Here is a 25,947-nt window from a genome sequence, read left to right as displayed (position 1 = left end):
GATTACGCGGTGTCTCGTTCGACTACTGGGTGTGGGAAAGCAAACCAGGAGGATGGGCTCATGCGGAAAGTGATTGTCGGCGCCATGATTTCGCTAGACGGCGTCATGCAGGCGCCCGGCGGGCCCCAGGAAGATCCGACCGGCGGATTCAGCTACGGTGGCTGGGTTGCGCCGCTGGCGGACGAGGTGTTCGGCGAAGAGATCGGCAAGATGTTCAGTCAGCCGTTCGACCTGCTGCTCGGACGAAAGACCTACGAGATCTTCGCGGCGCACTGGCCGTACGCCGAAGGGGGACCCGACGATTCTTTGGCCAAGGCCTTCAATTCGATCACAAAGTATGTTGCGACCCGAAAGGGCCTGGATCTGACCTGGAAGGGATCGGTGGCCCTCCGTGACGCGGCGACCGATGTCGCCAAGCTGAAGCAGGAAGACGGGCCAGCGCTAGTCACACAAGGCAGCACCGACTTGATCCGAACGCTGCTTGCGAGCGACCTCGTCGACGAGATCAATATGTTCACATTCCCGGTCGTGCTCGGGGAAGGCAAGAAGCTATTTAACGATGGCGCGACGGCAGCGGCATTCAAACTGACCGCCAATCGAGTGTCGCCTAACGGTATTGTGATCGCACAGTATGTGCGCGACGGTGCGGTGAAAACCGGCGACTATGCCATGGACCCTCCCACGCCGGCGGAAGTCGCACGGCGTGAGAAGATGCAGCGGGAGGGTTAGCAGTCCGCGGCGAAACGCTGGCTGCATTCGCTTTGGATGGAACTCATCACCACGGCGGCGCATAACGAAGTTCAACAAGGCGCTCAAGCAAGGACGCGCTAAAGCGCGCCGCTTAGCTTGTCGTTATACATGTGAAGGAACTCAGATGAGTCTGAGGCAACATTTTGAACTGATGGCGGCTTACAATCAGTGGATGAACGCAAAAGTTCATAAGGCTTCCAGCAACCTTGATGGAACAGCGCTTGCCGAAGATCGAGGTGCCTTTTTGGGTTCTCTGTTGGGGGCGCTAAACCATATCGTGGTTGGTGACGCCATTACGCTGCGCTCCACGGGCGTCGCTTAATATTGGCGTTATGCGGCATCGAGGGGATTCCGGAGCCGAAACGGGGATGGTCGCTTTCGATCCGAAACGGAAGTTCGATCCAGTGTGCAGGCTCCGCCGTCGATGCTTTGCTCTAGTTCTTTAAAGCCCGTGTCGGTAGCCGTGAGGCACGCCATGTCTTGGAGTCAGTTGGCTTCGCTTGCGCAACATCGTATGACTCAAACTGACACGCAGTATGAAAAAATTCATATTGGTGAGCCTTGGCGTCGTGCCCTATGATAATGTAGCTATCACTGTAGAGTGAGCGCGGTTGTGCTTCCAAGAAGCCTCGTAGGGAGGTCGTCATGTGCAAGATCTCATCAATTGCTTTCGGTATCGCATGTTTAGCCGGCACAGGAGCGGCCGTCGCTCACGAGCCCCCTACGGCAGGCTGGACGATCCACATTGATGCGAAACGCCATATCGCCGGCGACCTTGAGGCCGTTGCGCATCACTATTGTAAGGGTGGGCTTCCTGGCGGCGTGACGGCATGCCAGCTATATGACAGCGATGAAGAGAATGCACGCTTGATTGGCGTGGAGTTCATTATCAGTGCAGATGCCTACGCGACCTTGCCAGAGGCCGAACAAGCACTTTGGCATTATCACAAAGAGGAGATAGGGCAGGTGGATCCTTCCTTGCCAGATATGACGGAGGAAGAGGCAGCGGAATTCGTGAAGAGCATAGAAGAAACCTACGGTAAAATCTTTTTGATTTGGGATAGCCCGAAAGACGAACTGCCGGTCGGCCAACCACAGGCGTACGATATAGCAGATAACGCGAAGCGCTGAGCGTGTAAAGCGTATAACACGAATGCAGTCAGTCTGATCTTATTGTGCGAGATAGAGCGGCCTCGCCGTTGGCGCTACGCCAACCTTATCCCGGCTGACACCGAAAGACTGCTTCTGGTCCAGACTGTATGAAAACGTTTGGATCGCTTCGGGCTGGATTTCGCCGGGAGGAGGAAAGATGAATAAGTCAATGCTGACAGTCGTTTTCGCGACACCCTTTTTCATACTGCTGTCCGGTCCGGCAAAAGCCTTCGAGTGTCCCCAGCATTTCGCAGCGGCCCAGGCGGCTGTCGACAAGGTGTCCGCGGACATGCAAGGGATGGGAGAGATGATGGATCGGCAGGATATGGCCCTCGTGCACGCGCTGCTTGACGACGCCAAGGCGTTGCTCACGGCGGCTCGTCATAACCACGAGAGGCCGCAGGGACCTTATGATCACGCCCGCGCCATCGCCAAGGCCGACAGTGCGCAGGGCTACGCCACTGCGGCCGATGTCCTACACTTTCACTATATGGAGCAGCAATAAACCGGCTTATATGAAGGCGCGCGGGCGGAGCCCGTGTGCGGGTGCCCCCAGCCCGCGGTCAAGAGGTGGTTCTCATGGTCATGCGCCCGCTGCTTGCGCTGTTGGCCCTGCTTGTTTTCGGCGGCGCGTGGGCCGAGGGCCGCGGGGCGGAGACGGCGCCGCCCGGGGTCGCCCCCGAGGCCGTGCAGCTTGGGCGGGATCTGGACGGGGACGGTGATGCCGATGAGGTGGACATCAGCCTGGAAGTCATCGAAGTCCAGGAGGAAGTTTACCCCGGCGAGTTCGTGACCTTCTGGGTGTTCGCCCCTGAAGGACGGGGCATGGTCTCCCCGGCGCGCGCCCCGAGTCCGACGATCCGTGTGGAGCAGGGCGACCGCGTCCGCATCACGCTGCGCAACACGCACTATTTCCCGCATACGATCCATCTGCACGGCGCCATTCATCCCAACGAGATGGACGGCGTGCCCGACTTCACCCAGCCGCCAGTCAAGCCGGGCGAGGCATTCACTTATGAATTCACCGCGAAGAACCCCGGCACGCATTTCTACCACTGTCACGTGCAGCCGGACGTGCATGTGCTCATGGGGCTCGTGGGGATGCTCATTATCGAGCCGAATCGGCCCGACAACGAGTTTGCGCGCCTGATTCCGGGGGCGGGTCGCATCACCGACCTGACCCAAGCGGCGCTGGAGCACTACCAGCGAGAGTACTCGCTCGTCTACATGGACATCGACGCTCGCTTGAACCGCATTCCGGCCGCTTATCACGATCCCCGCGAGATCGAGCAGCGCATGCACCGGGAATACGACTCCACGCAGCGTCGCCCCAACATCTTTCTCCTGAATGGTCGCGCTTTTCCCTTCACGTTGCGGGATTCCTTGATCGAGGTGGACGCCGACGAGCGGGTCAAGCTGCGTGTGCTGAACGCCGGTGCCCGCACCATGCACCTCCACACCCACGGCCATCACCCGGTGCTCACCCACGCGGACGGTTACCCCCTATCACCGGAGGCGCGCGTCACACGGGACGTGTTCACGATCGGGGCGGCGCAGCGCGTTGATCTCGAGCTCCGAACGGGCCGCGACGACACCTACGCCTCGGGGCCGGGGGTGTGGTTCATGCACGATCACGTGGAGTCCACCGTCACCAACAAAGGGATCTCCCCCGGCGGCGATATAACGGCCATTACTTACGAGGAGTTCATCGGGCCCGACGGGCTGCCGGAAGTCGCGACCAGCCTGGATCGATTCTTCGATCCGGCCTACTACCGCGGCGAGGTCCCCGTCTTCGATCCGGAGATCTTCCATACGACTCGCGACGAGTATGCCTACGGGTGGTCAGAGCAAGAGCCCGTGGGCGGCGAATTCGACTATACGGCCCGGGATACGACGGTTGCCCCCCTGCCGCAACGCAGCGCCATCGAGGGCCATCGGATCGTCGCCGACGCGTGCGAGGAGCCCCGGGGCTTCCGGCGGATTCACGTCCAGGGCGGCATCCAGTTCGCGCGTGCCGGCGAGGTATTCGCCTTCGAACCCAGGGTGCTGCGGGCGGAGCCGTGCGAGGAAGTGGAGATCGTCTTCGAGAACAAGGATGCGGTCCGCCACGCCCTGATGCTGCCGGGCTTGAACCCCATGTTCACGCTCGAGTTCACTGGCCCCGACACGCAGGTAGCCCGGTTCGTGACTCCCGACCGTGACACCACCCTCGAGTTTCACTGCCACGTGGCGACGCATGACGAGATGGGGATGCACGGCCGGCTCATCGTCGGCGAGGGCGGCGAAGCGCATGCTCACGAGGAACAGGATGACGAAGAGGGTGAAGAGAAGCGGCTGCATGAAGGGATCGGCATCGTGGTCTCCGTGGACAGTCGCGCGGGCCGATTCGTCATTGACCACGAGGAGATACCGGGGTTCATGGCGCCGATGGTGATGAGCTACCAGGTCCAGCCCGCGAGTCTGCTGCAAGACGTGGCGCCCGGCGATCAGGTCCGTTTCACCATCGACGCGACGCGGCGGGCCATTATCGACATCGTCGCTGAGCGGTAGCGGCCAGGTCTATGTTTAAAAGGCGACGACCTGGGAGGCCGGGCGGGCCGCCTGGGCATCGAAATCATGCATGCCGCCCGTCTTGCTGTTGTCAGCCAATTGCCCTTCATCCAGACACCGGGGGAAGGCTAGGAGAAGGGCAAGGGCAAGGGCGTCACCGCGAGGCCCTTCATCTGCGACAGGGGGGCTTTATAATTCGGGCGCCAAGAAAGTGGTTGTCCTTTACATTTCCTTTTTCATTTTTAGGCGTCGAAATACAGGGCAAACTCGTACGGGTGTGGGCGCAGCTGCAGGGCCAATACCTCGTTCTGCATCTTGTAGTCGATCCAGGTATCGATCACATCTTCGGTGAAGACATTGCCCTTGAGCAGGAACTCGTGGTCTTCTCGCAGGGCCACCAAGGCTTCTTCCAGGGACGCCGGTGTCGACGGCACATCCGCCAACTCCTCTGGGCTCATCGCGTAGATATCCTTGTCCAGGGGGTCGCCGGCTTCCAGCTTGTTGTCGATGCCGTCCAGTCCCGCCATCAGCATGGCGGAGAATGCCAGGTAGCCGTTGCACGTGGGGTCCGGGAAGCGCACCTCGATGCGTTTGGCCTCGGGGTTGCCCTGATACATGGGAATGCGCACCGCCGCCGAGCGGTTGCGTCTGGAATAGGCGAGGTTGATCGGCGCCTCGAAGCCCGGCACCAGCCGACGGTAGCTGTTGGTGGTGGGATTGGTGAAGGCCGCCAGGGACGGAGCGTGCTTGATGATGCCGGCGATATAGTGCATCGCCAGCTGGCTCAGGCCCGCATAGCCTTCCCCCGCGAATAGGGGCTTGCCGGCTTTCCAGAGGCTCTGGTGCACGTGCATGCCGCTGCCGTTGTCCTGGAACACGGGCTTGGGCATGAAGGTGGCGGTCTTGCCGTGGCGATGCGCCACGTTCTTGACCGTGTACTTGTACCACATCAGGGCATCGCCCATCTTGTCCAGGGGCAGGTAGCGCATATCGATTTCCGCCTGCCCAGCCGTGGCCACTTCATGGTGGTGGGCCTCTATCCGGTACCCCAGCTCTGCCATGATGAGCACCATTTCGGAGCGTATGTCCTGCATCGAGTCGGTGGGCGGCACCGGGAAATATCCTTCCTTGTAACGGGGCTTGTAGCCGAGGTTGGGAAACTCCTCCCGGCCTGTGTTCCACTGGCCTTCGACCGAGTCGATGAAGTAGTAGCCGCAGTGCTGGTTCTGCTCGTAACGGACATCGTCCAGGATGAAGAACTCGGCTTCCGGGCCAAAATAGGCGACATCGCCGATGCCGGTCGACTGCAGGTACTGCGTCGCCTTGCGCGCGATAGTGCGGGGATCCCGGCTGTACTCTGCGCGGGTAAAGGGGTCGATGATGTTGCAGATTAATGACAGTGTCGGAGCGCTGGTGAAGGGGTCGAGCACTGCGGTAGACGGGTCGGGAATCACCAGCATATCTGAGGCGTGGATGGCCTGCCAGCCGCGAATCGAGGAACCGTCGAACCCCACGCCTGCGTCGAACACGTCCTCGTCCAGCTCGCTGGCGGGGATGGAGAAATGCTGCCACAGGCCCAGGATATCGGAAAATTTCAGGTCTACGATTTCGCAGCGCTGGTCCTTGGCGAATTCAATGGCTTGTGTTGGAGTCATGGTCGAACCTCCGGTATGGATAGATACCACAGGTAGACGGGCTTATGTTGTCGTTGACGCAGGGACGTCGTCGGCGAACCCCTCTGTCGCTGAACGGGGCGGGAGCCCGGTTTTCTTGCGACCCCGCCAGTGGCTTAATCGTAGTTCGAAATAGCTTCGCTTGCCATTGACAAATTGACGGATTCATGCTCTTCACCCTGCAGGGTCGTAGGATATCCCTTTGCTATAGGCGGCGAATCGCGAAAAGTGAACGCGAAAAGGGGCGCAGGAGTAGGAAGAAAAGGACACTCACTTACTTGCTGATCAAATGGCCACTGGGCGAACCCCTATGGTACCTAGCCGGCCAAACGCTCAGTTGTCAACGCCAATGAAGGTTGTCCGCACCCCCGAGCAGGCTTTGTGCGACGAACAGCACAGAACTCGTGGGGAGCCGTCACTGTCTAATGGCAGATTCAACCAGGCTACGCAGATCGGAGCCATGAGGAACATCATGAGTGAGTCAACTCATCGGAGGTCCGTGTTGGCCTCCACGGACAGGCATCCGAAGACGCGGCTCCCCATGGGAGTTCGGTGTTCAGCATTGTGTGCACTGCTTGCGTTTGCGAATCTTCCCGCCATCGTCTTTGCCCAACCATCATGCCCCGGAATTCACGTTAATATTCTGGATATTAGAAACAGCACTGGAACCGTAGCTTGCGCGCTCTTCGAATCGCCAGTGGGTTTCCCTACGGAATTTCTGCGCTCCGCAACCAATGTCATGATAATGAAAATTCAGGATACGCAGGCGCGTTGCGACTTTTTAGACATCCCGCCGGGAACGTATGCAATGGCCGTCATTCATGATGAAAATATGGACGGCAAGCTTGACGTCAACTGGCTGGGGGTCCCCAAGGAAGGCTACGGTTTTTCAAACGACGCAAAAGCCTCGATGAGTGCACCTTCGTTCAATGCCGCGAGCTTTCGGTACGATGGGCAAAACCTGGATATGACGATCAGCTTGAATTACTAAGCAATCATGGACGTGAATTGGAACAATCCAGACAGGAATATAAGGCAATGACGGTGCTTCCTATGGCGTGGGCTCTGGGGCTGGCGTGGATGGCCGGCTTGTCTATTCCGGCCGGGGCCTTGGTCTCCTCGAATGTTGTGTTGAGGAATGCCTGCCTGAGAATGAAGCTGGACAGTTTCGTATCGTATTTCGGAGGCGGCGCTTTGTTGGCAGCGATAGCGCTCGTCTTGATGCCACGCGGTATTGAGCATACATCGGTACTTTCTGTGGTCCTGGCTTTCGGAACGGGAGGACTCGTGTTCTGGCAGTTCAGTGCCTGGGCGAAACGTACGCAGAATTCGGCATCGCAGTTCATGGGCATGCTGCTGGACTTTTTTCCGGAGGCCATTCTGCTCGGCGTGTTGGCAGCAAGCGGCTCGAATATGGTCTATCTTCTCGCTGGCCTGATAGCGCTACAAAACATGCCTGAAGGGTTTTCCGCCTATCACGAAATGCGGGAAAACATGAGCTCGCGATCCTGCTTGCTAATGATCTTCCTGGCCGTTTCAATGGTGGGGCCCCTGGCGGCTTGGCTGGGATTCGTGTGGTTTTCGTCAAGCGAGTTTATGCTCGCGATGATCCTGTTGTTCTGCAGTGGCGGTATTCTCTATCTGATCTTCGAGGATATCGCGCCCCGCGCACATAGCGAGAGCAACAGTTTTCCTGCCGTAGGAGCATATGCGGGTTTTTGCTGGGCTTGGTAGGGACGATGCTGATCCATTGAAGTGGTCTCAACCAACTCTCCGCCTGATTTGGCGGACGTGGGCAATCCATTATGGGATAAGGTTTGGCTACCGATACTTGCTTGAATTCCGAAAAAGGTGGTTAAAGGCGGCTAAAGGTGGTTAATGGTTCCCATGCGCACCTGAGGCGGGTGTGATAGGGCCAATCCTGTTACCGGTCCTTTGCGCGTGCGAATGGCCGGTTCATGCTTTCAGATTCCGAAAAGGCGAAACGACCATGAAACTTAACGACAAGATCTGCGTCATCACCGGTGGCGCCAGCGGCATCGGCCTCGAAATCGCCAAATGCTTTGCCGCCGCGGGCGGTAAGGTGGTGCTCGCCGATATCGACCTCGACGCGGCGAAGACGGCTGCGGCGTCGCTCGGCGAGGGGCATATGGGCGTCGACATGGACGTCACCGACCCGGACGCCGTGCAGCGCGGCATCGACAGGGTGCTCGAGGCCCACGGACGGGTGGACGTCCTTCTCTCGAACGCCGGCATACAGATGGTCAAGCGGGTCGAGGACTTCACCTTCGACGAATGGCGCAAGGTCGTGTCGATCCATCTCGACGGCGCCTTCCTGACTTCGAAGGCCGTGCTGCCGCAGATGTACAGGCAGGGGGCGGGCACGATCCTCTACATGGGGTCGGTCCACTCGCAGGAGGCCTCGGCGCTCAAGGCGCCTTACGTGGCGGCGAAACACGGCCTCCTCGGCCTCGCCCGGACCATCGCCAAGGAAGGCGGCGAAAAGGGTGTGCGCACCAACGTGATCTGCCCCGGCTTCGTCAAGACGCCGCTGGTGGAGAAGCAGATTCCCGAACAGGCCAGGGACCTCGGCATCTCCGAGGAGGATGTCGTCAACGAGGTGATGCTGGGCGAGACCGTGGACAAGGAATTCACCACGGTCGAGGACGTGGCGCATACCGCGCTGTTCCTCGCCACTTTCCCGAGCAATGCGCTGACCGGCCAGAGCATCGTGGTCAGCCATGGCTGGCGGATGGACTGAGCCATGCGCAACGTCGACATCGCCATCTCGGCGCCGAGATGGTCGCGCCCCGGCGCAGCAGGCGGAACCACAACCGGAAGAGGGCGAACACATGACGCAGAAACCCAAGCTCGTTAACCTCGCCCTGCAGGGCGGAGGCGCGCATGGGGCCTTTACCTGGGGGGTTCTGGATCGAATTCTCGAGGACGGCCGGCTGCGCATCGCCGGGGTCTCGGGCACCTCGGCGGGGGCGATGAACGCGGTGGCGCTGGCCGATGGCTTCACCCGCGACGGCCCCGAAGGCGCGCGCGCGGCGCTCGAACGCTTCTGGCGATGCATGAGCGACGGCGCGAAGAACAGCCCGCTGAAACGGATGCCGATCGACGTGCTGATGGGCAATTGGGGGCTGGAGAACAACCCCATGTATCACGCCATGGATGCGCTCACGCGCGTGGCCTCGCCCTATCAGCTCAACCCGATGAATATCAATCCGCTGCTCGATCTGCTGGAGCAGAGCATCGACTTCGAGATGGTGCGCAGATGCACCGCTTTCGAACTCTTCATCTCCGCTACCAATGTGGAGACCGGCAAGGTCAAGGTCTTCCCGCGCGAGCGGCTCACGGCCGACATGGTCATGGCCTCGGCCACCCTGCCGCAGCTCTACCAGGCGGTGGAGATCGACGGCGTGCCCTACTGGGACGGTGGCTACATGGGCAATCCGTCGCTGTTCCCCTTTCACGGCAAGACCGGCACCGACGACATCGTGGTGATCCAGGTCAACCCGATCGAGCGCAAGGGCACGCCGAAGACGCCCCAGGAGATCCAGGACCGGATGCACGAGATCAGCTTCAATGCCAGCCTGCTGAAGGAGCTGCGCGGCATCGACTTCGTCGACCGGCTGATCCGCCAAGGCAAGCTCTCGGAGGACGAATACCGTCAGGTGCGGGTGCATATCATCGAGAACCAGGCGGAGCTGAAACCGCTGGGCGCCTCGTCGAAGATGAACGTCGAATGGGGGTTTCTCATCAAGCTGCGCGATATGGGCCGCGACACCGCCACACGCTGGCTGGATGAGAACTTCGCTGCCATCGGCGAGCGTTCAACCGTCGATCTTCGCGAGATGTTCCAGGGCATCGGGGCGGAACATCAAGGAGGATAGGTGCCAGGCGTCCCCACCGCTCCGCGGCGAAGGTATATCAGGAAAGGAGATGCCCGATTGGTACAAGAGGTGCGTCCTAGGCATTCACCCCGGTTCCCTCTTCGGTATTCATTGGGGTTGACAGTCTAACCAGTAAAACCAGTCAAACAGTTTCTAGGCATCTTGGGCTGTGAAGATAATAGCCACCGGGAGGCGCAGGGGTAAGGGGGCCAGCCGGCCGGTGCGATCAGGCGGTACGGATAATGGTGTTCCAGTGGTTGTGAGCAAGGAGAGTGTGATGGCAAGGGAAGCGCGGGCGGTACGGGTGTGGCTGGGCTATGCCCTGCCGGAATTGGCCAGTGGTGCCGGCCGGGAGCGTTTTTACCAGCAACTGGGGGAGATTTTTATCCCCGCCACCGTCGAGTTGATGGCCCCGCAGGGCCTGCAGGCCTATGTGCCATCGGTACTGCCGCCCAGCGGCCATCCCAAGGTACCGGATGAAATCGCGCTGGTGTTTTACCCCAGCCGGCAGTGTTACCAGCAGGCCAGCCATGCCACCGTGGCAGGGCGTGCCTACGGGGCCTTGCACGGTACCGTGTTCAGTTTTCAGGCCCGGCAGGGCCGGCCCGCCAGCCACAGTGATTTCCCGGCGCCCTTTGATGATCAGCCGAAGCAGTCGGGCCCGGTGCAGTTATTCGATTGCGGGGGCAACTGGCAGCAAGGGGCGGTGTTCAGCGAGGTCTGGCTGCGTAGCGGGCAAGGCGTGGCGGCATTCCGGCAGGCGGTGTGCGAGGCGATGGGAACCTTGCGTGCCCGGCCGCGGCAGGGGCTGCTGGGCGTTTATTTCTATCTGGATGACGACCTGTTGGTGGTCTGGTCCCACTGGCAACAGCAGGGCCAGGTGTTACAGGCTGACACCATTGGCGAATTGGTGTGGGCCGACGCCGCCGCAGCGGTGGCGGTGCCGTCGTCTCCCTTTGCCGACTATGCCGGCCTGCCGGTGGGGCCGGGGCAGGCCTTCAATCTGCAATTTTCGCTGTCACCGGCGGCCAGTGAGGGGGGACGCTGATGAGCTTTTCCAACCGGGATTTCATGCTGCTGGATCAGCGCCTGTTCAAGGCCTTCATGGCGGCGGCGCAGACCCAGAGTTTTACCCATGCGGCCACCCGTGCCCACATGACCCAGTCCGGGGTCAGCCAGCATATCGCCAAGCTGGAAGAGCAGATCGGTGTCACCCTGTTCAAGCGTATCGGCAAGAAGGTGGTGCTCACCGATGCCGGTAACGCCTTGATGCATTACGTGCGCCAGCAGATGCATAGCACCCAGCAGTTCATGGATCGGGTGCACGCCATGGAGACGCGGGTGGCGGGGCTGGTGTCCTATGCCATGCCGCCCAGTTGCCTGATGTCGCCGCACTTTCCCATGCTGCTGGAGCGACGCCGGGCACACCCGGATATCGAGCTGAACATCACCCTTACCTCCACCCAGGAGGTGGTGCGCATGCTGCTGGAGAATCAAGCGGATTTCGGCTTCGTCACGGAAAACAACAATCATCCGCTGCTGCGTTACCGGCTGTTCTGTCAGGAAGAGTATGTGCTGGTGTCCAGCGATCCGGCGTCGCTGCAGGACCTGACCGACAGCTCCATTCTGGAGCAGCGCTTCATCTGGTATCCCGGTTCCAGTTATTACTACGATCGCTGGCTAAAGCATGTATTTCCCGAGCGCTGCAATCTCAACACCTATTCGCTGACCTTTGCCGGGGAGATCAATTCCATCAACGGTGCCATCGACATGGTGGCCGGTGGGCTGGGGATGGCGGTGATTCCCTGTCATTGCGTAGCATCCCTGCTGGAGCAGGGGCGGCTGTACCGCCACCAGGCCAGTCAGCCGCTGCTCAATGATATCCATATCATTACCATCAAGGACCACGAGTACCCGCGCCGGGTGGAGCAGGTGATCGACTGGTTCTTCGATATGGTGGCCGATAAATGAATCAGCCGTACAGTGCCAGCAGTGATTTGCCGTCACCGCAGGGAAGGGCGAGCAGATGCGAATGCTCCCGCCCGGCCTGCACCTGGGCTTGCTGTTGCCAGCCCTGGCAATCAGTGTGGAAGCGGTTGATGGTCAGCTGGCCGTTGTCCGCCCGATACCCGGCAAAGCCGGGGCCTTCCTGCAAGGCGAGCGTTGCTGCCGCGCTGGTTTCCTGGGGCAGCGGCAGGCCGGTGCCTACCGGGTGGGAACCCTGGGCAGGGTCATCCATATAGTGGTCGATATTGACCGCCTTGTAGGTGGGGTTGTGCTTGAAGAAGAAATTCTCGCCGCCGAGTTGGAAAAAACAGAAATCCTGCCAGCCCTTTGCCCAGTCACTTTGCCATAGCTGGCTGATGCTCAGCGGGGCCTGGGGGGGCACTTGAATGCCATAGATCCGGCTGGCGCCGGTGTCGGCGTTGTAGCCCATGAACAGGCAGCGATCGCGGTAGCCGAAGGCATGCACGGTGGTGAAGCCCATGGTGGTGTCGCCATAGGTGCGTTGATAGCGGTACAGGTGCTGGAAATCAGTGGCGGTGACCCGGAAGAAATCGAGGATACCCTCGTCCCGGGTGTAGGCCAGCAGGTGTAGCTGCCCACCCAGCAAAAAGGGGCTGAGGGCCTGGTAGGCCAGGCTCGCGTTGATTTCCGCCCCCGGGGTAAAGCTCAGGGTATCCGGATTCAGCACCTGCGCGGCCAGCTGGCCCTGGGGACTGCTGACGAACAGCTCGCAGCCGTGGCTGGCCAGGGCGCTGGCCTGATCGAGAAAGCCGGCCCCGGAGGGGCTGACCGGGGCCAGCCGATACTCGTTGCGGAGTGGCTCGGGGCTGAGCTGGTACCAGCTGGGCTTAGTCATGGCGCGCCTCCTGGCGGTCCGCCTCGGCGGCCAGCAGGGCCCAGGTGGCCAGGGCGCCGTTGTAGCTGGTGTACAGCCCCTGCTCCTGATAGATGTAGCCGGCCCAGCTGTCCTGCAGGGAATCCGGTAGTTGGCCATTGATGACCGGGTCGGACACGTTGCGTACGAAACCGTAGGCCACCCGATGTTTATCGCAGGCCATGCCGACCACGGCGTCGTCCATCTCCACGATGCAGCCGTACTCTTGCAGGCGGTTGGTGGTGGTGCCGAACAGGAAGGTGTCGGTGGTGATGATGGGCTGGCCGGTGACCACCTTGATGCGACTGTTCGGCACATCCGGGCTGATGTGGGCGCCGGCGGGATACTGCGGGCTCACCGGCAGGATTTCCGGGCCAGGGACCTGGATCACGCCTTCCTGGGCCTGGGGCAGGTAATGCTCACCGGGTTGCCAGTGCGATTGCACGGTGCTGCGGTTGAAGGCGGCGTTGGCGAAATTTTTCAGGCAATGGAAGTAGGCCTGGTTGGTAATCAGCGCCGAGCCCAGGGTATCTTCCTCGCGCACGCCGCCGGCGGTGCCGATGGAGAGCACCAGCCGCGGCCGGGCTTCCCGGCAAAGCTGGTCGACCAGCTGGATCAGGGGCAGGTCGGTGCCGTCCTGGGCCAGGTGCATACCGGATTTCACCAGCAACACCTTCAGCTCGCCGATGGTCACCATCCGCACGCTGCCCCACGCCTGGTCATACAGCGAGGGGGCGCCGCCCTGGTAGGTCTTCGACACATCCACCATGTACTGATGAATCTGGCAGTAATCACGCTGGTATTTTTCCCAGCCCTGGCGCCAGTCGTGACCCTTGGCCTGCTCCGGGGTGAGCGGTTCGCGACGATTGGTGAGTACCTGGTTCATGGCCGCCCATTCGGCGCTGGTCCAGGTGATCACCGCCACATCCGCTTCGGGAAAGGGCGAATTGGCCTGCCAGTCGGTGAGGGGAATCACGGTGGGGATACGATTGGCCGCCACGCCCAGTGTCGGCCAGTCCACTGGCGGCAAGGCGTGCTCGCTGGTGGCGGGCAGGGCGGCCAGGCGTTGGGCGTTAAGCAGGGTGTCCGGCGCCGCTGCGGATAACTCCGGCGTGATCATGATGGCATCCTTTTTAATGATTATGGAGATACGACAGTTCCCTCAAGGCGAGGTGGCAATCTGGCTTAGGCCATCTTTCATACTAGTGGGTTTTTTCATGCGGAAAAGGGATTAACCATTATGGATGGTAATGGTGATCATCACAGTAGATGATTCATGTTTCATGATGGCAATCATCAGCAGTGATAATTTCACTGGATCATTTTCTTGCTCAACACTGATATCGCCGATTCACGGATCGGTGACCCACAAGGGCATAACAATGCCCCTTAACCTTTATCAGGAGCAAGACAATGAGCGACTTGACAAAAACGCTTTGGGGCCAGTTCATGACCGCCTTCAACGATCAGATGAAGATCGAAGGCGTTCCGCAAATGCTGACCGGGCCGCAGCCCTGGAATTGGGGCGGCAAGAACCCGCCGATCGGTTCCATTCCCTACCAACAGGTGCAGTTCCTCAATATCGTACCGGCCAGTCCGCTGGTGGATCCCAATACCTATGGCATGAAGCTGAATTTCGGACAGCAGTACAAGGCGTTCCTGAATTCCCTGATGGTGACAGACGGCGGAGATGAAGGACAGAAGCTGCAGCAGAATGTCATCAACGCGATGCAGAGTATGGGGAAGGTGCAGGCCAATGTGAATGTGGCCTACCAGAATTTTCAGGAACAGACCGGTAGCACCGAATCCTTCGCGGACTGGTTGGAAAATGAAGGCATCGCCGTGGCCGCGCAACTTCAACAGGCGAAAACGGCGTACAAGACAGCCCAGTCGACCTATGATGAGTATATGAAGAAGTTGAAGGGGCCCATCACCGATGCCGTGAAGCAATATAATGACAACCTGTCCTCGGTGGTTGGGCAGGCGGGCACCACCCTGAAGGATCAGCCGGTGTTCCAGATCAGCGAAACACCCTGGGACTACATCAAGCGTATCACCAATGACAGCTTCGGCAGCGATGCCAGCGCCGGGTCCGCCCGCACCTTCTCCTTCAGCTCGTCCACCAAGCAGTGGTCCGATAGCACCGTCTATGCCGAAGGCGAAATGGGTGGGTTGTTTGATTTCTTCGGCTTCGAGGCCGGCGGCAAGGTAGAGAAAGTGTCCACCGAGCACTTCTCCAGTGAATACGATATCACCTTCGCCTTCCAGGATGTGTCGGTGGTGAACGTGACCCCGGAAAACTGGTTTGATTCGTCCATGCCGAGCAACTACGTGAATGGGCCGTTCATGCCCAAACATTCCGGCTTCAAGGATGGCAATGATGTGTACTACTTCGGCAAGGGCGGCAACCTGGCGCGCATCGTTTCGCAGATGATCGTCGGCTACCGGCCTACCATCACCATCAATGCCGGCTCGGATTTCGCCGAGGAGGTGAAACAGAAAGCCAGTGGCGAGGGCGGCTTCTTCATCGGACCGTTCGAGTTCGGCGGTGCCGGAGGCTCCGACTCTGACAAGGGCACCATCAAGGTGGACGGGCAGACCATTACCTGCACCTCCAAAAGCAACTGGGGCACCATCGTCGGCCTGGGCACCAACTGGATCGTCAACCCGCGATAACCCCTCGCCGAGGAGAGAGCCATGTTACAGGTGCAACGGCAGGGGCCGATACGCAATGCCTACGGCAATATGAACCAGAGCCAGCACGGTGATGCGGTGGCCGACATCAACAGCCTGGCCGATACCGCGATCTGGCGTGGGGCTGGCACCATCATTAACCAGGGCACCGTACGTATCGACGTGCAGGGCTACACCGGCGCCGGCGATCTGAATCTGCAGGCTCAGATCAACGGGGTCAACGGCAACAGCACGGTGGCCGCCATTCTGGTGGCGCCCAGCGTGGGCCAGGCCAATACCCAGGCACAGCATGTCTATGCCACCCGCAAGCTGAAGAATGCTCTCTTCGAGAGCATGAACGACGGCTATATCTACCGGGTATCCGGCACGCCCGTGTGACCCAGTGCCAGCGGCCCCCGGGAGCCCTTGAATGTCACCTCGACCGCCGACCTTGTGCAGAGGCAAGGCCGGCGGTCGTCAGTGATTCCTGGCCGCCCCTCCTGGCCGACCCCTGTCGATTGTGCGTTTCAGCCCCTACCCGCACTCATGGCGCTCGGCCTCTACGCCATGATGGATGGTATAAATGACGAATCGCAACGCCGGAGAACCCCGTGACCGAACGCGAGAAGATGCTGGCGGGTGAGCTCTACGATGCCCGCGACCCGGAGCTGCAGGCCATGCGCCGCCGCGCCCGGCGGCTGATCCAGGCGCTCAATGCCTGCCGTGACGATGCCGAGGAGGAGCGCGCGGCCTTGCTGCGCGAGTTGCTGCCCGGGGCGGGGCAGGGGCTGTGGATCGAGCCGCCGTTCTATTGCGACTATGGTTGTCATCTCACCCTGGGCGACAACGTCTTCTTCAATTTCAACTGTGTGGTGCTGGACGTGGCACCGGTAACCATCGGCAGCAACGTGCTGTTCGGCCCGGCCGTGCAGCTCTACACCGCCACCCACCCCCTGGCGGCCGAAGCGCGCCGCAGCGGCCTGGAAGCCGGCAAGCCCATCACCATCGGCGATGATTGCTGGATCGGCGGCGGTGTGGTGGTCAACCCTGGCGTCAACATCGGGGCGCGCAGCGTGATCGGTGCCGGCAGCGTGGTGACGAGGGACATTCCCCCGGACGTATTCGCCGCCGGCACTCCGTGCCGGGTGATCCGCCGCCTGGAAACCTGATCGCCTCGCGCCTCGCGCCTCGCGATAGCTTTTCTTGGCTGGACAGCAGCCGCGGCCAGGCCCGACGCTTGCCCATGCCGCGGCCATGGTGGCCGCGGGGCGTCGCTTTCAGGAGTCTCAAGCATGACCATCGTCGCATTCGTGGCCGGACTGGTGCTGCTGATCGTGGGGGCCGAGGCCCTGGTGCGCGGGGCCTCGCGGCTGGCCGCCCGCATGGGCATCTCGCCGCTGATCATCGGGCTGACGGTGGTGGCCTTCGGCACCAGTTCGCCGGAGCTGGCCGTGAGCCTCAAGGCCGCCATCGACGACCAGGCCGGGATCGCCATGGGCAACGTGGTGGGCAGCAACATCTTCAACGTGCTGTTCATTCTGGGGGTCTCGGCGCTGATCGTGCCGCTGGTGGTGGCCCAGCAACTGGTGCGCTTCGACATTCCGCTGATGATCGGGCTCTCCGTGGTGGTGCTGTTGATGGCCCTGGATGGCGGCATCGGGCGCCTCGATGGCCTGCTGCTGGTCACCGGCCTGCTGGTCTACCTGGCGTTGCTGTTCGTCCAGAACCAGCGGTCGACGGTAGACACCCCATCCGACGCCGGCGCGGCCAGCGATCACCGGCACTGGGGGATCCACCTGGGCCTGGTGGCGGGGGGCCTGGTGCTGCTGGTGCTGGGCTCGCGCTGGTTCGTCGAGGGGGCCGTGGCCTTCGCCGCCTACCTGGGAGTGAGCGAGCAGGTCATCGGCCTGACCATCATTGCCGCCGGCACCTCGCTGCCCGAGGTGGTGACCTCGATCATCGCGGCCCTGCGCGGCGAACGCGACATCGCCGTCGGCAACGTGGTGGGCAGCAACGTCTTCAATATCCTGGGCGTGCTGGGCCTGACCGGCCTGCTGGCGCCCTCGGGGATCGCCGCGTCCCCGGCCATGGTCGGCTTCGACATCCCGGTGATGATCGCGGTGGCCGTGGCCTGCCTGCCGATCTGCTTTACCCGCGGGGCGATCAGCCGCTGGGAAGGCGGGGTCCTGCTCGGCTACTACCTGGCCTATACCCTCTACCTGATCCTGGCCGCCGCCCGGCACGACGCCCTGCCGGGCTTCGGCGCGACCATGCTCTACTTCGTGCTGCCGCTCACCGCGCTGACCCTGGTGGTGCTCGCCGTGCAGGAGAAGCGGCGACCGGGCAGGGCATGAGCCAGCCGGTTGGGGCCGCTACAGAGGGCCCGAAGGTCCCCGTGATGGCCCCCGGGGGGCGGCGGCGACATTGGCGAGCCCGAACGAATGCCGAGACGGAGGGGCCCATGCACATCGGCGTACTAACCGTGAGGATTTCCCTGCCGGGATGCCATTCCCTCAAGGAGAAGCGCCAGCGCATGGGCGGCCTGCACGAGCGCTTCGGTCGCAACCCGGCGATCGCGGTCTGCGAGAGCGCCAATCATGACCGGCTAGACACCAGCGAGTGGTCCTTCGTCGTGGCCGCGGCATCGCCCCAGAAGGTGGAGTCGATCTGCAGCCAGATCGAAGACAAGTTGCAGCGCACGGTCGATGGACGGGTGCTCGAGGTATCGCGGGAACTGCTGTGACCCGCGGCAACCTCCCCGTTGCTGGTGGCTCCCGCATCTGCGACCTTTTCCTCGAGTTCCTGCTGGTCATGCCGACACGTTCTTTAGTAGGCTCGATGCAATGGCGGTTGCCGTGGGGCCCGATACGGTCGCCACAGCCACCGCCCAGGCTTCATGACATGGCTGACAGGAGGGCAGGAGGAACACTCGGGTCGGGAATCCAGGACGGGTGCGGTCATCGCATGCTGCCTGGAGCGATGACGGCAGCGGATGGCGGGACAGTTTCGGCTTTCCGTGGGCAGAACCACGGCTGATCGCAAGGGCACAGGTTTGCTGCGCGATCGAAGGGCTCAGATGGCCGACAGGAGTCAAGATGGAATTCTGGCGTTTCGATACCTCCGACCCCTCGCTGGGCCCGTTGCTGGAAGGCGCCTACGATCCCTTGCTCGTCACCCTGTCCATTGCCATCGCCTGCTTTGCGGGGCTCACGGCATTGATGTTGGCTGACCGCATGGTTGCCTCGCCGACGGCCAGGAGCAAGACCTGGTGGCATATCGGCGGTGCGGTGGCCATGGGCTGCGGCATATGGGCGATGCACTTCAGTGCCATGCTTGCCTTCTCCGTGGCAGGGCACGAGCACAGTGAGTACAGCCTGAGCCTGACGGTGTTGTCGTTGGTGCCGGCGATGCTCGGCAGCGGCGCGGCCCTGCACTTCATGGCTCACCCGAACCTCAGGGGGCACCAGCTGCTCGTGGGGGCACTGCTGATGGCCGTCGGCATCGGCAGCATGCACTATACCGGCATGGAAGCCATGCGCATGGAGGGGCTGCGCTATCATTTCCCCTTCTTCGTCCTCTCCATCGTGGTGGCCTTTCTGCTGGCCCTGGCGGCCCTCTACCTCCACTTCCGCGTTCGCAGCCTGCCGGCGTTCTCGGAGAGCGGCATGACGCTGGTGGCAGGGGTCTTCATGGGCTTTGCGGTGGCCGGCATGCACTATACGGCGATGGGGGCGTCCCGCTTTTATGAGACCCCCGTTACCGCCGCGCATGACTCTTTGCTATCCCATGGCGGCATGGCTGCGACCATCGGCGGCTTCTCCGGTCTGGTCCTGGGCCTGAGCCTGTTGGTGACCTGGGTAGACCGCCAGAAGGCGATCCAACGGATGCTGGTGCACCTCGCCAATACCGATACACTGACCGGCCTGCCGAACCGGGTGCATTTCCGGCAACGCCTTGGGTTGGCGCTGTCCCACAGCCAGCGGCATGGTACGCGCCTGGCGGTGTTGTTCATGGACCTGAACGATTTCAAGACGATCAATGACAGTCTCGGCCATGCCACGGGAGACAGGGTGCTCAAGGAGTTCGCGCGGCGGCTCTCCGCTCCCGTTCGCGGAGAAGACACGGTGGCACGCTTCGGTGGCGACGAGTTCATCATTCTCGTCCAGGACCTGAACGTGCCGGAGGACGCGGTCCAGACCGCGGAGCGATTGCTGCGGGCCATGGATGCGCCGATCGAGTTCGATGACTGGAAACTGCATGCCCAGGCCAGCATCGGCATCAGTATCTATCCGGATGACAGTGAGCAGGCCGACGAGCTCATCCAGCAGGCCGATACCGCCATGTACCGGGCGAAGCGCCATGACTGCGGCTATCACTTCTTCGACAAGGCCATGACCGACCGGGCGATGCTGCGGGTACGACTGGGAAACGACCTGCGGGATGCCCTGAAGCAGGATCGGCTGTTCCTCCAGTACCAGCCCCAGGTCAACCTTAGAACCGGGAAGTGGACAGGGGTGGAAGCCCTGGCACGCTGGCAGCATCCCCGGGAAGGCAATATCCCGCCGACCACTTTCGTGCCCCTGGCGGAGCGCACCGGCCTGGCGTTGCCGCTCGGCGAATGGGCCCTGCGGCGGGCCTGCCAACAGGGGCGGGTCTGGCTGGCTGCCGGCCTGGAGTTCGGGCGCATCGCCGTCAATGTCACGGCCCCCCAGCTGGCGCGCCCGGGGTTCGTCATGCAGCTTCGCCGTATCCTGGAGTCAGCCGACTTTCCCGCCAGATACCTGGAGCTGGAGATCACGGAGTCATCCCTGATGCACTCGGACCAGGGAACCATCGAGAGGCTGCACGAGATCCGGCGCATGGGGGTAACGCTGGCGATCGATGATTTCGGGATAGGCTATTCCGCGCTGAGCTATCTCAAGAACCTGCCGATCGACAAGCTGAAGATCGATCGCAGCTTCGTTCATGGCGTCCTCAACGATCCCCGGGATCAGGCCATCATCCGCGCGGTGGCCGATATGGGGGCTAGCCTGGGGTTCACCGTTCTCGCCGAAGGGATCGAGACCGAGGAGCAGGGGGAGTTCGTGCTGCGGCTTGGCTGCCGCCAGGGGCAGGGATTCTTCTTTGCCCTGCCTGCGGATGCCGAGACGATTGCCGTGGTGCTGAATGGGTCCAGGCGGGAAGAAAGTGTCCTGGGGAGGAGATGATGGAGAAGAACAATAACCTGGCCGTGCTGATCGATGCGGACAATGCCCAGCCGGGCATCGTCGATGGCCTGTTGGCGGAAATTGCCAAGTATGGTGTCGCCAACGTGAAGCGAATCTATGGCGACTGGACCGGGCCGCAGCTGAAGGGGTGGAAGGAGACCCTGCTGCGGCACTCCATACAGCCGGTCCAGCAGTTCGGCTACACCACCGGCAAGAATGCCACCGACAGTGCCTTGATCATCGATGCCATGGACTTGCTGTATACGGGGAATTTCACCGGATTCTGCCTGGTGTCGAGCGACAGCGACTTCACGCGCCTGGCGTCCAGGCTCCGGGAGTCGGGGCTCACGGTCTTCGGTTTCGGCGAGAAGAAGACGCCTCTCCCCTTTGTCTCGGCATGCGACAAGTTCATCTATACCGAGGTGCTGCGCGAAGGTGAAGAGGAGGGGCCGGAGACGGTCCGACGCTCCACCAAGGAACTGAAATCGGATGCCAAGCTCGTCAACTCCCTTCGCAATGCGGTCGAGTCGTCTTCGGACGACAGCGGTTGGGCGCCGCTGGCCGCGGTCGGAAGCAATATCGTGAAGCAGTTTCCGGATTTCGATTCGCGGAATTACGGGTACCGGAAGCTCGGAGAGCTGGTGGCGGCAACCGAGCTTTTCGATATCGAGGAAAGGCCCTCGAGGGGGGAGAGCTCGAAGGTCATCTACGTTCATGACAAGCGAAAGAAGTAAGGGGCCAGGGCAATCGCCGTTACCCAAAGCGAGAGGCGCCGGGGACAGGTCGAAGAGGGGGTCCGATTCCAGGGATGGAATCGGTAGCGCCCAGGGAGGGGTTCACAGCGCCCCCTCGCCGACCTGTCGCCGGAACAGCCTCGAGCGTTACCACCATCTGCGATGGTCCTGAGTGGGGGCGCTTGGGGCGTGACGCCTCGCGGCCGCTGCAGTAGGCTGGAAGCAGGCTCATCACCCGACCGGGGGGGAACGCCATGACCGAGCCCCGCATCGCCCAGAAGGCGCCCTATGCCGTCGACGTGGTCGCCGGCAAGACCTATGTGTGGTGCGCCTGCGGGCGCAGCGCCACCCAGCCGTTCTGCGACGGTTCCCACAAGGCCACCGAGCTGCGGCCGGTGGTCTACAAGGCGGAACGGGACGAGACGCTCTACTTCTGCGGCTGCAAGCACACCGGCACGCCCCCGCTGTGTAACGGCACCCACAAGACGCTCTAGACGTACCACCAGGGCACATGGCCGCCGTCGCCTCGCCAGGCATGGATGGCTACCGGCTGGCGACTTTCCATCCGACACCGGGTAACATTTTCCCCAGGATCAGGCAGTCGAGAGGTGTCGGTGGAGCGACAGCAGGGGTTCGTGCTGACCCGGCACTGGCGGGAGTCGCCGGCCGGCACCGAGGTCACGTTCTGGCTGGCCACCGATGACGGCCCCCGGCGTGTCCGCCTGCCGGCCCAGCCCGCGGTGGCCTTCGTTCCCGCCGAACAGCGCGAGCAGGCCGAGGCGCTGCTGCGCGGCGAGCGCGACATCGAGCTGCGCCCGCTGGACCTTCGCGACTTTCACCAGCGCCCCGTGCTCGGCCTCTATTGCCGCCAGTATCGCCAGTTGGTGAACCTCGCCAAGCGGTTGCGCCAGGCGGGCGTCGAGGTCTACGAGGCGGATGTCCGCCCGCCGGAGCGCTACCTGATGGAGCGCTTCATCACCGCGCCGGTGCGGTTCACGGGCAGCGCGGACACCGGCGGCACGCTGGCCGATGCCCAGCTGAAGGCCGCGCCGGACTATCGCCCTCGGCTCAGGCTGGCCTCGCTGGATATCGAGACGAGCGCCCGCGGCGAGCTCTACTCCATCGCCCTGGAGGGCTGCGGCGAGCGCCAGGTCTATATGCTGGGGCAGGGCGGTGAGGCCGCTGTCGCCCTCGACTTCTCGCTCGACTATTGCGACAGCCGCCAGGCACTGCTGGAATGCCTCAACGGCTGGATCGCCCGGCATGACCCGGATGCGATCATCGGCTGGAACCTGGTGCAGTTCGACCTGCGTATCCTGCAGCGGCACGCCGAGCGTCTCGGCGTGCCGCTCTTGCTTGGGCGTGGCGGCGAGCCGATGGAGTGGCGCGCCCATGGCAGCAACCCGAATCATTTCTTCGCCGCGGCCGCCGGGCGCCTGATCATCGACGGCATCGAGTCGTTGCGCCAGGCGACCTGGAGCTTTCCGTCGTTCAGCCTCGAGAACGTCGCCCAGACGCTGCTCGGCGAAGGCAAGGCCATCGACAACCCCTACCAGCGCATGGAGGCCATCGACCGCATGTTCGCCGAGGACAAGCCGGCGCTTGCCCGCTACAACCTCAAGGACTGCGAGCTGGTCACGCGGATCTTCGCGAAGACCGAGCTGATCGACTTCCTGCTCGAGCGCGCCACCGTCACCGGGCTGCCCGCCGACCGCATGGGCGGCTCGGTGGCGGCCTTCTCCCATCTCTACCTGCCGCGCATGCACCGGCTCGGCTTCGTCGCCCCCAACCTGGTGCAACGCCAGGGCGAGCGGCCGGGGGAGGACAGCCCGGGCGGCTTCGTGATGGATTCGCGTCCCGGCCTCTACGACTCGGTGCTGGTGCTCGACTTCAAGAGCCTGTACCCGTCGATCATCCGCACCTTCCTGATCGACCCGGTGGGGCTGGTGGAGGGCCTGCGCCACCCCGACGACGCCGACTCGGTGCCCGGCTTCAAAGGGGCGCGCTTCTCACGGACGCGCCATGCGCTGCCCGAGATCGTGTCCCGGGTGTGGCAGGGCCGCGAGGCCGCCAAGCGCGAGCGGAATGCGCCGCTCGCCCAGGCGCTGAAGATCATCATGAACGCCTTCTACGGCGTGTTGGGCTCCCGGGGCTGTCGCTTCTTCGACCCGCGGCTCGCCTCGTCCATCACCCTGCGCGGCCACGAGATCATGCGCCGTACCCGCGAGCTGATCGAGGCCGAGGGTTATACCGTTATCTACGGTGATACCGACTCCACCTTCGTCTGGCTTGGCCGCGCCCACGGTGAAGCGCAGGCCCACGCCATCGGACGGCGCCTGGCGGCACGGGTCAACGCCTGGTGGACCGAGCACCTGCACGAGACCTTCGGCCTGGAAAGCGCCCTGGAGCTGCAGTTCGAGACCCACTACCGGCGCTTCCTGATGCCCACCATCCGCGGTGCGGAGGAGGGCAGCAAGAAGCGCTACGCCGGGTTGGTGCGCGACGCGAACGGCAGCGAGCGGATGGTCTTCAAGGGGCTGGAGACGGTGCGTGCCGACTGGTCGCCGCTGGCCAAGGTGTTCCAGCAGGAGCTCTACCGGCGCATCTTCACCGGCGAGCCGCACCGCGAGTATGTGCGCGACTATGTGCGCCGTACGCTCGCGGGCGAGTTCGACGACCGGCTGATCTACCGCAAGCGGCTGCGACGACGGCTCGACGACTACCGGCGCAACGTGCCGCCCCATGTGCGTGCGGCGCGCCTCGCCGACGACTACAACGCTCAACTGGGCCGGCCGCGGCAGTACCAGGGCGGCGGCTGGATCAGCTACGTGATCACGGTGGCGGGGCCGGAGCCGCTGGAAACGCGCCGCTCGGCCATCGACTACCATCACTACCTGACCCGCCAGTTGCAGCCGGTGGCCGACGCCATCCTGCCGTTCGTGGACGATGACTTCACGGCATTGATCGACCGCCAGCTGGGCCTGTTCTAGGGGGCGCCGACGTCAGGGCAGCGGAATCTCGTTGACCCGCTTCGGGCAGTGGTAGCCGCGCTGCACGGCGGGGCGGCTGGCGATCTCGAGGTACCAGCGCTTGACGTTGGGGTAGTCGTTCAGGTCGATGCGCTGCCACTCGTAGCGCGAGATCCAGGGCCAGGTGGCCATGTCGGCGATGGTGTAGTCGTCGACCAGGAAGGCGCGATCGGCCAGGCGGGTGTCGAGCACCCGGTAGAGGCGCTGGGCCTCGGCGTGGAAGCGCTGTTCGGCATAGGGCGCCTTGCCGGGGTGGAACTTCAGGAAGTGATGGGCCTGGCCGAGCATCGGGCCCACGCCGCCCATCTGCCACATCAGCCACTCCAGGGCGCGGTAGCGGTCCTCGGCGTCCTCGGGGAGGAAGCGGCCCGTCTTCTCGGCCAGGTAGAGCATGATCGCCCCGGACTCCATCAGCGCCAGGCCGGTGTCGTTGTCGCGAATCGCCGGGATCTTGTTGTTGGGGCTGATGGCGAGGAAGGCGTCGTCGAACTGCTCGCGGTTGGTGATATCCACGGCGTGGGTGCGGTAGGGCAGCCCGAGTTCCTCGAGCATGATGGAGACCTTGCGGCCGTTGGGGGTGGTCCAGGTCCAGAGATCGATCATGTCGGCGAGGTCCTCGTCGGGGAGTCGAGCGGATACCGGCAGGGTCTCACACTGCTGCCGGCGTTTTCATCCATGGCTGGCCGGCCAGTGGTACGGGAATCACCGGGTGGCATGACGGGATGTGGTCGAATACAGCGTAGCTGCTTCATCCTGTGTCGTGGCATGGGGCCTCCCCATCCCGGCCTGGGCGCCGGGAGCTCGGTCTACAGCAAGACAAGATAACGTCGTACCAAAATTGTCTGACCGGCCTGGACCGCTCCCACTACACTCAAGGGCGCACCAATACTACGTTCTTGAGAGGAGTCAATATGTCAACAGCTAAACAAGTGCCCACTGGGCAAGCGACTCCCGAAGTGACCCCCGAGGCGACCCTCGCTACCGTTGTCGCTTTCCCGGAGGGTGTCGCCGAGGCCACGAAGCCGGTGTTCGACTGGTGGCTGCATCACTGGATGGATGCGACCCACCCGGTGGTCAGGATACAGCTGGCCTGGATGGAGTCCATCCTCGAGGCCGTCCAGGTGGAGGCAGAGTTCATGGCCGCCTGCGCCGCCTCGAATCAGAAGGTATCGAAGTGCTTCTCCGACCCCGAAACGTTGCGGAGCCCCGCCTCGCTGAGCCACTGCTACCACGAGGCCGCCAAGGACATGGCCGATGCCCACATGGCTCGGCTCGGCAAGGTAGCCGAGCTTCCCAAGGATTTCCGGCAACGGCTCTGGGAAGAGATCTGCTGAACCCGCACTCATTCCCGCACCACCATGAACGGGAAAGGAGGGGTGGCCCCTGCTTTCCCGTTTTC

The 25,947-nt window shown here is 62.5% G+C and carries 25 protein-coding genes; 21 read left to right on the top strand and 4 right to left on the bottom strand.

From position 1 onward, the window contains the following. Window positions 1-60: 60 nt before the first annotated feature. From CR157_RS00290 to CR157_RS00270, 5 genes are all read left to right on the top strand, one after another. Entirely contained in the window at window positions 61-729 is a 669-nt protein-coding gene (locus CR157_RS00290) for a dihydrofolate reductase family protein (RefSeq protein WP_110281570.1), read from the top strand. A 145-nt stretch (window positions 730-874) separates the two neighbouring features. Beyond that, entirely contained in the window at window positions 875-1,072 is a 198-nt protein-coding gene (locus CR157_RS00285; protein ID WP_110281569.1) for a hypothetical protein, read from the top strand. Window positions 1,073-1,395: 323 nt separating this feature from the next. Then, the gene (locus tag CR157_RS00280; RefSeq protein WP_110281568.1) at window positions 1,396-1,881 is read left to right on the top strand and encodes a DUF1264 domain-containing protein; all 486 of its coding nucleotides are present in this window, start codon (window positions 1,396-1,398) and stop codon (window positions 1,879-1,881) included. A 178-nt stretch (window positions 1,882-2,059) separates the two neighbouring features. After that, window positions 2,060-2,407: a hypothetical protein gene (locus CR157_RS00275; protein ID WP_110281567.1), complete on the top strand. Its 348-nt coding sequence runs from the start codon at window positions 2,060-2,062 to the stop codon at window positions 2,405-2,407. A 74-nt stretch (window positions 2,408-2,481) separates the two neighbouring features. Continuing rightward, complete coding sequence (locus CR157_RS00270) at window positions 2,482-4,452, top strand: multicopper oxidase domain-containing protein (RefSeq protein WP_110281566.1); 1,971 nt, start codon at window positions 2,482-2,484, stop codon at window positions 4,450-4,452. A gap of 242 nt (window positions 4,453-4,694) precedes the next feature. Here the strand turns inward: CR157_RS00270 and glnA are convergent, their stop codons facing one another. Then, the gene (glnA, locus tag CR157_RS00265; protein ID WP_110281565.1) at window positions 4,695-6,107 is read right to left on the bottom strand and encodes a type I glutamate--ammonia ligase; all 1,413 of its coding nucleotides are present in this window, start codon (window positions 6,105-6,107) and stop codon (window positions 4,695-4,697) included. A 490-nt stretch (window positions 6,108-6,597) separates the two neighbouring features. On the opposite strand from glnA, the gene CR157_RS00260 reads away from it, so the two are divergent. The 6 genes from CR157_RS00260 to CR157_RS00235 all read left to right on the top strand — a co-directional run bounded on the left by CR157_RS00260 (window position 6,598) and on the right by CR157_RS00235 (window position 11,995). Then, complete coding sequence (locus tag CR157_RS00260; protein ID WP_110281564.1) at window positions 6,598-7,116, top strand: DUF2141 domain-containing protein; 519 nt, start codon at window positions 6,598-6,600, stop codon at window positions 7,114-7,116. Window positions 7,117-7,163: 47 nt separating this feature from the next. Then, on the top strand, window positions 7,164-7,859 hold the full coding sequence (locus tag CR157_RS00255; protein ID WP_110281563.1) for a ZIP family metal transporter: 696 nt from the start codon (window positions 7,164-7,166) through the stop codon (window positions 7,857-7,859). A gap of 256 nt (window positions 7,860-8,115) precedes the next feature. Beyond that, entirely contained in the window at window positions 8,116-8,886 is a 771-nt protein-coding gene (locus CR157_RS00250; RefSeq protein ID WP_110281562.1) for a 3-hydroxybutyrate dehydrogenase, read from the top strand. Beyond that, window positions 8,867-10,024 carry a patatin-like phospholipase family protein gene (locus CR157_RS00245; protein WP_306766757.1) on the top strand — a complete coding sequence of 386 codons (1,158 nt, stop codon included), beginning with the start codon at window positions 8,867-8,869 and terminating at the stop codon, window positions 10,022-10,024. The genes CR157_RS00250 and CR157_RS00245 overlap by 20 nt, the downstream gene beginning before the upstream one ends. 277 nt (window positions 10,025-10,301) lie before the next feature. Beyond that, the gene (locus CR157_RS00240) at window positions 10,302-11,072 is read left to right on the top strand and encodes a hypothetical protein (RefSeq protein ID WP_110281560.1); all 771 of its coding nucleotides are present in this window, start codon (window positions 10,302-10,304) and stop codon (window positions 11,070-11,072) included. Further along, window positions 11,072-11,995, top strand: a complete 924-nt coding sequence (locus CR157_RS00235; protein ID WP_110281559.1) for a LysR family transcriptional regulator — start codon at window positions 11,072-11,074, stop codon at window positions 11,993-11,995. The genes CR157_RS00240 and CR157_RS00235 overlap by 1 nt, the downstream gene beginning before the upstream one ends. Window position 11,996: 1 nt before the next feature. Here CR157_RS00235 and CR157_RS00230 read toward each other — a convergent pair whose 3' ends face one another. Further along, entirely contained in the window at window positions 11,997-12,887 is an 891-nt protein-coding gene (locus CR157_RS00230; protein ID WP_110281558.1) for a hypothetical protein, read from the bottom strand. After that, window positions 12,880-14,025 carry a phosphorylase family protein gene (locus CR157_RS00225; RefSeq protein ID WP_110281557.1) on the bottom strand — a complete coding sequence of 382 codons (1,146 nt, stop codon included), beginning with the start codon at window positions 14,023-14,025 and terminating at the stop codon, window positions 12,880-12,882. The genes CR157_RS00230 and CR157_RS00225 overlap by 8 nt, the downstream gene beginning before the upstream one ends. Window positions 14,026-14,318: 293 nt before the next feature. Here CR157_RS00225 and CR157_RS00220 point away from each other — a divergent pair, with 293 nt between their 5' ends. The 9 genes from CR157_RS00220 to CR157_RS00180 all read left to right on the top strand — a co-directional run bounded on the left by CR157_RS00220 (window position 14,319) and on the right by CR157_RS00180 (window position 24,509). Beyond that, window positions 14,319-15,581 carry a hypothetical protein gene (locus CR157_RS00220; protein WP_146218643.1) on the top strand — a complete coding sequence of 421 codons (1,263 nt, stop codon included), beginning with the start codon at window positions 14,319-14,321 and terminating at the stop codon, window positions 15,579-15,581. 21 nt (window positions 15,582-15,602) lie between these two features. Next, window positions 15,603-15,977 (top strand): hypothetical protein, encoded by a 375-nt coding sequence (locus CR157_RS00215; protein ID WP_110281555.1) that lies wholly within the window; start codon window positions 15,603-15,605, stop codon window positions 15,975-15,977. A 212-nt stretch (window positions 15,978-16,189) separates the two neighbouring features. Next, on the top strand, window positions 16,190-16,747 hold the full coding sequence (locus tag CR157_RS00210; RefSeq protein ID WP_306766756.1) for a sugar O-acetyltransferase: 558 nt from the start codon (window positions 16,190-16,192) through the stop codon (window positions 16,745-16,747). 123 nt (window positions 16,748-16,870) lie between these two features. Next, window positions 16,871-17,932, top strand: a complete 1,062-nt coding sequence (locus CR157_RS00205) for a calcium/sodium antiporter (protein WP_110281554.1) — start codon at window positions 16,871-16,873, stop codon at window positions 17,930-17,932. A gap of 107 nt (window positions 17,933-18,039) precedes the next feature. Further along, the gene (locus CR157_RS00200; RefSeq protein WP_110281553.1) at window positions 18,040-18,321 is read left to right on the top strand and encodes a DUF503 domain-containing protein; all 282 of its coding nucleotides are present in this window, start codon (window positions 18,040-18,042) and stop codon (window positions 18,319-18,321) included. A gap of 352 nt (window positions 18,322-18,673) precedes the next feature. Continuing rightward, window positions 18,674-20,785 (top strand): putative bifunctional diguanylate cyclase/phosphodiesterase, encoded by a 2,112-nt coding sequence (locus tag CR157_RS00195; RefSeq protein WP_110281552.1) that lies wholly within the window; start codon window positions 18,674-18,676, stop codon window positions 20,783-20,785. After that, entirely contained in the window at window positions 20,785-21,519 is a 735-nt protein-coding gene (locus CR157_RS00190) for an NYN domain-containing protein (RefSeq protein ID WP_110281551.1), read from the top strand. The genes CR157_RS00195 and CR157_RS00190 overlap by 1 nt, the downstream gene beginning before the upstream one ends. 254 nt (window positions 21,520-21,773) lie before the next feature. Then, window positions 21,774-22,013, top strand: a complete 240-nt coding sequence (locus CR157_RS00185; protein WP_110281550.1) for a CDGSH iron-sulfur domain-containing protein — start codon at window positions 21,774-21,776, stop codon at window positions 22,011-22,013. Between the two features lie 120 nt (window positions 22,014-22,133). Further along, a complete protein-coding gene (locus tag CR157_RS00180; RefSeq protein ID WP_110282766.1) occupies window positions 22,134-24,509 on the top strand; it encodes a DNA polymerase II in 2,376 nt (791 codons plus the stop codon). A 12-nt stretch (window positions 24,510-24,521) separates the two neighbouring features. On the opposite strand, the gene CR157_RS00175 is transcribed toward CR157_RS00180, so the two are convergent. Next, a complete protein-coding gene (locus CR157_RS00175; protein ID WP_110281549.1) occupies window positions 24,522-25,151 on the bottom strand; it encodes a glutathione S-transferase family protein in 630 nt (209 codons plus the stop codon). Between the two features lie 308 nt (window positions 25,152-25,459). On the opposite strand from CR157_RS00175, the gene CR157_RS00170 reads away from it, so the two are divergent. Next, window positions 25,460-25,882, top strand: a complete 423-nt coding sequence (locus CR157_RS00170; RefSeq protein WP_110281548.1) for a hypothetical protein — start codon at window positions 25,460-25,462, stop codon at window positions 25,880-25,882. Window positions 25,883-25,947 lie beyond the last annotated feature (65 nt).

The organism is Halomonas sp. LBP4 (genome assembly GCF_003202205.1).
Taxonomy (GTDB): domain Bacteria; phylum Pseudomonadota; class Gammaproteobacteria; order Pseudomonadales; family Halomonadaceae; genus Halomonas; species Halomonas flagellata.
Note: the sequence above shows the minus strand (reverse complement) of the source record. Positions and strands in the feature narration are given on the sequence as shown.